This window comes from Pseudorhodoplanes sp., assembly GCF_046289595.1.
Lineage (GTDB): Bacteria > Pseudomonadota > Alphaproteobacteria > Rhizobiales > Xanthobacteraceae > Pseudorhodoplanes.
Genome location: NZ_JBKBVB010000179.1, coordinates 1 through 5794 on the forward strand (window position 1 = coordinate 1; position 5794 = coordinate 5794).

The following is a 5794-nucleotide window of genomic DNA, read 5'->3' on the forward strand; positions in this document are numbered from 1 at the left end:
TCGCCGACGTGCCGGCAGCCGACCTCGCCGATCTCGGCTGTGCGCATCCGCTGCGTTCGCTGGGTTACGATTTCACCGTGCCGATGCTCTCCGGCGATCATGTGACCGACGAGACCGGCACCGGCTTCGTTCATACTGCGCCTGGCCACGGCCGCGAAGACTTCGAGGTCTGGACCGCGAACGCCCGTTCGCTCGAAGCGGACAGGATCAACACCGCGATCCCCTATGCCGTAGACGAGAACGGCGCACTGACCGCCCATGCGCCGGGCTTCACCGGAAAGCGCGTCATCACCGACAAGGGCGAGAAGGGCGACGCCAACGAGGCCGTCATCAAGGCGCTGATCGAGGCCGGCATGCTGATCGCACGCGGCCGGCTCAAGCACCAATATCCGCATTCCTGGCGCTCGAAGAAACCCGTCATCTTCCGCAACACGCCGCAATGGTTCATTGCGATGGACAAGGATATCGCGGGGAAGGGCGATACGCTGCGTCACCGCGCGATGACCGCGATTTCCGTCACGCAGTGGATCCCCGCCGCAGGCGAAAACCGCATCACCGGCATGATCGAGAGCCGGCCGGACTGGGTGATCTCGCGCCAGCGCGCCTGGGGTGTGCCGATTGCGGTGTTTGTGAAGGAAAAGCCCGACGGCTCGGTCGAGATCCTGAACGATCCCGCCGTTAACAAACGGATCGGCGATGCCTTCGAGAAGGAAGGCGCCGACGCCTGGTATGCGGAAGGCGCCGCCGCGCGCTTCCTCGGCGACCGCGCGAAGGAAGGCTGGCAGAAGGTCGACGACATCCTCGACGTCTGGTTCGATTCCGGCTCGACCCACGCCTTCGTGCTGGAAGACGAAAAGAACTTCCCGCAGCTCAAGGGCATCGTCCGCAAACATGCAGGCGGCACGGATACGGTGATGTACCTTGAAGGCTCGGACCAGCATCGCGGTTGGTTCCAGTCATCGCTGCTGGAAAGCTGCGCCACCCGCGGCATTGCGCCGTTCGACATGGTGCTGACTCACGGCTTCGTGCTCGACGAGCACGGCCGCAAGATGTCGAAGTCGCTCGGCAATACAGTGGCGCCGCAGGATGTCATCAAGAATTCCGGCGCCGACATCCTGCGCATGTGGGCCTGCGCGTCCGACTATGCCGACGATCTGCGCATCGGTCCGGAAATCCTGAAAACCAACGTCGAGACCTACCGCAAGCTGCGCAACACCATCCGCTGGATGCTGGGTTCGCTTGCTCATTTCCATGACGACGAGCGCGTTTCGGTCGAAAAGATGCCGGAGCTGGAGCGGCTGATGCTGCACCGGCTCGCCGAGCTCGATGCGGCGGTGAAGGAGGCGTACCGCGCCTTCGACTACAAGCGCATCTTTGCGATGCTGAACGCCTTCATGACGTCCGACCTCTCGGCGTTCTATTTCGATATCCGCAAGGATACGCTGTATTGCGATCCGATCTCGTCGATGAAGCGCAAGGCGGCGCTCACCGTGATCGATCATCTGTTCCGCTGCACGGTGACCTGGCTCGCGCCGATGCTGTGCTTCACCGCAGAGGAAGCGTGGCTGTCGCGTTACGGCGACGATGCGGGCTCGGTGCATCTGCAGCTGTTTCCGGACGTGCCGGCGGCCTGGCGCGACGACAAGCTCGCGGAAAAATGGCGCAAGATCAGGAATGTCCGCCGCGTCGTCACCGGCGCGCTGGAACTTGAACGGGCGGGCAAGCGCATCGGCTCCTCGCTCGAAGCCGCGCCGATCATCTATGTGTCCGATCTCGATCTGTTCAACGCCATCGTCGATGCCGATCTTGCGGAGATCTGCATCACCTCGAACGCGACGCTCGCCGAAGGCGATGGGCCTGCGGATGCGTTTCGCCTCGACGACGTGCGGGGCGTCGCGGTCGTGCCGGCGCGTGCCCATGGCAAAAAATGCGCGCGGTCGTGGAAGATCACCGAAAGCGTCGGCGAGGATCCGCAATATCCCGATGTGACGCCGCGCGACGCGCAGGCGCTCCGCGAATGGGATACGCTGCGCAAGGCGGCGGAATAGTCCGCCGCCGATGAACTTTCGCTCCTTCCTCATCGGCCCTTTCACCCGCGACGGCGTCGCGGCGGCGCTGGTCACCGCGCTGCTCGACCAGGCCCTGAAGCTCTGGCTCCTGTACGGGTTCGAGCTCGGCAAGCTCGGTCGAGTCGTGATCCTGCCGTTCTTCGACCTGGTCCTCGTCTGGAACCGGGGCATCAGCTACGGCTGGCTGGCGCAGGACACCGCGGTCGGGATGTGGATGCTGCTCGGTTTCAAGGTGGTGGTGGTCGTCGTGCTCTGGGGCTGGTTGTCGCAGGCCGAGAACCGCCTGACCGCGCTGTCGCTCGGCCTCATCATCGGCGGCGCAATCGGCAACGCCATCGACCGCCTGATGCATGGCGCGGTGGTCGATTATGCGCTCCTGCACATCACCACCGAAACCTGGGCCTTCAACTGGTACGTGTTTAACCTCGCCGATGTCGCCATCGTTGCCGGGGTGGCGGGTTTGCTGTATGAAACCTTTCTGGGTGGGCGCGCCGCAAAAGCGCCCTGATTTCTGACGATTTTCCGGTCGGGGAGCGATGGGGGACACTCTGCGGGGATCCGTCTTGCAATCAGCCGTCTCAAAACGCGCACGCGATATCTTTGCCTGCGGCTCGGGCGCCTGGCGCCGTGCTTTGATGGCGTGCCTCGCCGCCGTTGCCCTCGCGACCGCGGTTTCCGTTGCCGTTCCATCCGTCGCGCTGGCCGCCGAGGACGAAGAGGAAGAAAGCTTCGAGACCCGGTTCATCAAGAAGCTCTTCGGCATCAGCAACCGCGACTCGATCAATTACCGGGAGCGGCCGCCGCTGGTGGTGCCGCCCGACCTCAACCGCCTGCCGCAGCCGGAAACCAATGCGGCGGTGAACCATCCCTCGTGGCCGAAAGACCCTGAAGTCGTCGAGCGGAAGAAACAGGCGGCAGCCCGCAAGAACCAGCCGCGCCGCTCGTCCGAGGACGACGACCGGCCGCTCACGCCCGCCGAACTGGAGATGGGGCGCCTGGCTGGCGCGGGACGGGTGACCAATCCCCGCGGTCCGCAGGACGCGGAAGCGGATGGCCAGCGGATGATGCGTCCTGGCGAATTGGGCTACCGGGGCGGCCTGCTCGGTGGGCTGTTCAAGGACAATACCAAGCCCGAAGTCGCGACGTTCTCGCGTGAGCCGACCCGCAGCGACCTGACGCAGCCGCCTCCTGGCTATCAGACCCCCTCTGCGGCGCACCCCTACGGCCTGACGCCGCGGCAGCAGCGGGCCAAGCCGCTTGACCTGACCAACCGCGGCACCGGCGAGTAGCGTTTCCGAAATTTAATCGTCGGCGGGGCCGCAAGGGCTTTTTATTTCCGCGATTGCGGCCCAGATTGGCCGACGATCCGCTTCCTGCCCTCCCGGCGGACGGCTTTCGCGAGGCGATTTGATGATTTGCCGACGAACCTTTCTGGCGCTTTCCGCGGCTGCGGCCGCCTTGCTCTCAGTCGGCTCAGCGTCCGACGCCGCAGCCAGCGGACCCGACATTTCCCATTTCAAGCTCCAGAACGGCATGGAGGTCGTCGTCATCCCGGATCGCCGTGCGCCGGTGGTGACGCATATGGTCTGGTACCGGGTCGGTTCCGCCGACGAACCGCCGGGCAAGTCGGGCATCGCCCATTTCCTCGAACACCTGATGTTCAAGGGCACCGAGAAGAATCCGGCCGGCCGTTTCTCCAAGGTGCTGGCCGCGATGGGCGGACAGGAAAATGCGTTCACCTCGAGCGATTACACCGGCTATTTCCAGCGCGTCACGCCCGATCGCCTCAAGATGGTGATGGAGTTCGAGGCCGACCGCATGACCGGACTCACGCTGACCGACAAAGAGGTGCTGCCGGAGCGCGACGTCGTGCTGGAGGAGCAGAACAGCCGCGTAGCGAATTCGCCGGCCGCAAAGCTTGGCGAGGAAGTGCTCGCGGCGCTCTATCTCAACCACCCCTATGGCCGTCCGGTGATCGGCTGGCGCCATGAGATCGAAAAGCTCAGCCGGCAGGATGCGCTCGATTTCTACAAGCGCTGGTATACGCCCAACAACGCTATCCTTGTGGTGGCTGGCGACGTAACGCCGGAAGAGGTGAAGGCTTTTGCCGAGGAGACCTATGGCAAGATCGCGCCGCGCGCCGAGATCGGGCCGCGGCAACGGCCGCAGGAGCCCGAGCAGCGTTCGGTGCGCACCGTTACTTTTGCCGATCCGCGCGTCACCCAGCCGAGTTTGCAGCGCAGCTATCTCGTGCCGTCGGCGGCGACCGCAAAGCCCGGCGAATCCGAAGCGCTGGAAGTGCTGTCGCAGATCCTTGGGACCGGCACCAACAGCCGCTTTCATTCGCGGCTGGTGATTGGCAAGCCGATGGCCACCTCGATCGGCGCCTGGTACATGGGCACCGCGCTCGATCATACAAGGTTCGGCATCTACGGCACGCCGCGCGCCGACGTGACGCTCAAGGAGCTGGAAGAGGCGATGGACGCGGTGATCGCCGAGATCGCCGAGAACGGCGTCACCAATGACGAACTCGAGCGCGCCAAGATCAAGCTGGTCGCCGATGTCGTCTATGCCCAGGACAGCCAGGCCACGATGGCGCGCTGGTACGGCGTCGCACTCACCACCGGACTGACCGTCGATCATCTCAAGACCTGGCCCGATCGCGTTCAGAAGGTGACCTCCGACCAGGTCCGCGATGCAGCAAGAACCTGGCTCGACAAGCGCCGGTCGGTGACCGGCTATCTGGTCAAGGAACACGACAAGCCGCAGGAGCGCCGCTCATGATCGTCCACCGCGTGTCTGCCGGTCTTGCCGCGGCGGCGTTCGGCGCTCTGGTTCTGGCCGCGCCGCCGGCGCTCGCCATGACCAAGATCGAACGGGTGGTGAGCCCGGGCGGCATCGAAGCCTGGCTGGTGCGCGAGACCTCGGTGCCGCTGATCGCGATGGAATTTTCCTTCCGGGGCGGCGCCAATCAGGATCCCGCGGGCAAGCCCGGCGTGTCCTTCATGGCCGCGTCGGCGCTTGACGAAGGCGCGGGCGATCTCGACGCCAAGGCGTTTCAGGCGCGTGCCGAACGCAACGCCGTCGAGATGTCGTTTCGCGCCAGCCGCGACGACGTGCGCGGGTCCCTGAAGGTCCTGAGCAACCGGAAGGACGAGGGCTTCGATCTCTTGCGGCTTGCGCTGACGCAGCCGCGCTTCGATCCCGAACCGGTCGAGCGCATCAGGGCGCAGATGCTCACGGCGATCAAGCGCGCGAGCACAAGTCCGAACGACATCGGCTCGCGGTTGTGGTGGCGCACGGCGTTTCCGAACCATCCCTATGCGCTGCCGACCAACGGCACGCTGGAATCGGTTCCGGCCATCGTCCGGGAGGACTTGAAGGATTATGCCGGCCGGGTTTTCGCCCGCGACAATGTCAAGATCGGCGTGGTCGGCGATATCGACGCCGCCACGCTCGGCCCGGTGCTCGACCGCATCTTTGGGGCATTGCCGGAAAAGGCGCGGCTGCTGCCGGTGCCACCGGCTGTTCCGGATCTCGCCGGCCGGCGTCTCGAAGTGCAACTCGACGTGCCGCAAACGGTGGTGAGCTTCGGCGGCTCCGGCATTCCGCGCAAAGACCCCGATTTCATCCCGGCCTTCATTGTCAATCACATTCTGGGGGGCGGCTCCTTCACCTCGCGGCTCTATAGCGAAGTGCGTGAGAAGCGCGGGCTGGCCTATTCG

General features: G+C 64.8%; 5 protein-coding genes. All 5 read left to right on the top strand.

Annotated elements, in window-relative coordinates; translation table 11 throughout:
* Positions 1-2048 (top strand): isoleucine--tRNA ligase (locus ACK41X_RS22225; RefSeq protein ID WP_409728109.1); only part of this gene is annotated, 2048 nt, incomplete at its 5' end.
* Between the two features lie 10 nt (positions 2049-2058).
* Positions 2059-2577, top strand: a complete 519-nt coding sequence (lspA, locus tag ACK41X_RS22230; RefSeq protein ID WP_409728112.1) for a signal peptidase II — start codon at positions 2059-2061, stop codon at positions 2575-2577.
* Positions 2578-2704: 127 nt separating this feature from the next.
* Complete coding sequence (locus tag ACK41X_RS22235) at positions 2705-3358, top strand: hypothetical protein (protein WP_409728115.1); 654 nt, start codon at positions 2705-2707, stop codon at positions 3356-3358.
* A 121-nt stretch (positions 3359-3479) separates the two neighbouring features.
* On the top strand, positions 3480-4853 hold the full coding sequence (locus ACK41X_RS22240; protein ID WP_409728118.1) for a M16 family metallopeptidase: 1374 nt from the start codon (positions 3480-3482) through the stop codon (positions 4851-4853).
* On the top strand, positions 4850-5794 hold a 945-nt coding region (locus ACK41X_RS22245; protein ID WP_409728121.1), incomplete at its 3' end, for a M16 family metallopeptidase. The genes ACK41X_RS22240 and ACK41X_RS22245, both read left to right, overlap by 4 nt.